General features: G+C 79.0%; 1 protein-coding gene. It reads left to right on the plus strand.

What is annotated here, in order from left to right:
• The first annotated feature begins 249 nt into the window (after window positions 1-249).
• Window positions 250-1,797, plus strand: a complete 1,548-nt coding sequence (locus GTW67_RS03095; RefSeq protein ID WP_346010542.1) for an FtsK/SpoIIIE domain-containing protein — start codon at window positions 250-252, stop codon at window positions 1,795-1,797.
• Window positions 1,798-1,877 lie beyond the last annotated feature (80 nt).

The following is a 1,877-nucleotide window of genomic DNA, read 5'->3' on the forward strand; positions in this document are numbered from 1 at the left end:
GTCCAGGGTGGTCCCGGTGGCGTGGGCGGCGCCGGTGGCTGGAATGGTCCGAGTGGCCCCGGTGGCCCCGGTGGCCAGGGCGGCCCCGGTGGCCTGAGTGGTTCGAGTGAGCCGGGTGTGCCCGGTGGTCCGGAGGCGGCGGGTGGGTCCGCGGCCGTCCTGGGGAGTGCCCGGCGGCCCTCCTGGGCGCGGGGGGACGACGGGGGCGATCCGGCCGGCGGTTTCGTGGGGCCGTACACCGTGGTCGTCGTGGATGGTGACCCCGGTGGTGCCGACGTGCGCGAGGTCATGGCGCGGCTGGCTCTGGAGGGCCCCCGGGCCGGCATCCACGTCGTGTGTCTCGCCGAGACGGCCGCCGCCTCCCCGACCTCCCCGGTGGCGCAGACGTACGAGGCGGCCTGCGCGGCCTCCCCGGTCTTCCGCGACTGCGGTGCCGTCGCGCTGCTCAGCGGCGACGTGGCGACGACCCTGCGGCTGCTGCGCGTCGCACGCACCGGCGCGTCCCCGAGCGGCCCGGTCGGCAACGGCACCCTCGGCACGGTGGACGCCGTCTCCCTCGCCTGGTCGGAGCGGTTCGCGCGCGCCCTGGCGCCGCTGCGCACCGACGGCGCGGGCGGCGAGCGGCACGCGCGCGTGTCCGCGCCACTGCCCCAGGCTGCCCGGCTCCTCGACGAGCTGGGCCTCGCCCGGGCCACCCCGGCGTCCCTGATGGCCCGCTGGGCGGACGCGGCCGACGACGCGGACGCCCTCGGGGGCCGCGCGCACGCCGTGCTGGGCGCGGGCCCGCGCGGCCCGGTCTCGGTGGACCTCGCCGCCGAGGGACCGCACCTGCTGATCGAGGGCCCGCCCGGCAGCGGCCGTACGGAGCTGCTGCGGGCGATCGTCGCCTCGCTCGCCTCGGCCGAGCGGCCCGACCGGCTCGGCATCGTCCTGCTGGACGGCCGGGACAACGTGGGCGCGGGCCACGGGCACGGCGAGGGCCTGCGGGTCTGCACGGACGTACCGCACGTCACCACGCACCTCACCGCCAACGACCCCGTCCGGATGCGGGAGTTCGCCCAGTCGCTGAGCGCCGAGCTGAAGCGGCGTGCCGAGCTGCTCGGCCGGTCCCACTTCGCCGAGTGGCACACCGGGCGCGAGGTGTCGGGGCGGATGGTCAGCCAGCGCACGTCGGCGGGCGCGGCCGGGGCGGTGGCGGAGACGGGGGACGTCGAGTCGCCGCCGAGTTCGACGCTGCGGCTGCGGCCGGGCGGCGCCGCCCGGCGCCGGGCCGGGGCGGTGCCTCCGCTGCCGCGGCTGGTGGTCGTCGTGGACGACCTGGACGCGCTCGTCACTCCCCCGCTCGGGTCGCCGGGGCGCCCCGCGGCGGGGTCGGTGATGCGGGCGCTGGAGGCGGTGGCGCGGGAGGGCGACCGGCTCGGGGTGCACCTGGTGGCGGCGGCCGGTCCGGGGGGCCGTACGGCCCAGACGGAGCCTGCCCGGCGGGCGGCGCTGCGGGTCGTGCTCGACGCGCCGGCGGCGGGGCCGGACGAACCGCTGCCGGGGCGGGGGCGGTTGGCGTGGGCGGACGGGCGGAGTGTGCCGTTCCAGGCGGGGCGGGTGACGGGGCGTATTCCTCGTACGGCGACTCTGCGGCCGACCGTCGTGGCGCTGGAGTGGCATCGGATGGGGGATCCGCCTGCGCGGCGGCCCGTACGGGAGTTGGGGAACGGGCCTACGGATCTGGCGTTGCTGGCCAGTGCGTTGGAGCGGGCGGCGCGGGAGGTTTCCGCGGGGGAGGTGCCGTCGCTGTTGTGACGGGGCCTGCATTGCCGCTGGGGGGTGGGTGCGCGGCCCGGCGCTGGCCGGGTGCCGCCTGCGCCCACCCGTGCCGCCCC

Source organism: Streptomyces sp. SID5910, from assembly GCF_009862125.1.
Classification (GTDB): Bacteria; Actinomycetota; Actinomycetes; order Streptomycetales; family Streptomycetaceae; genus Streptomyces.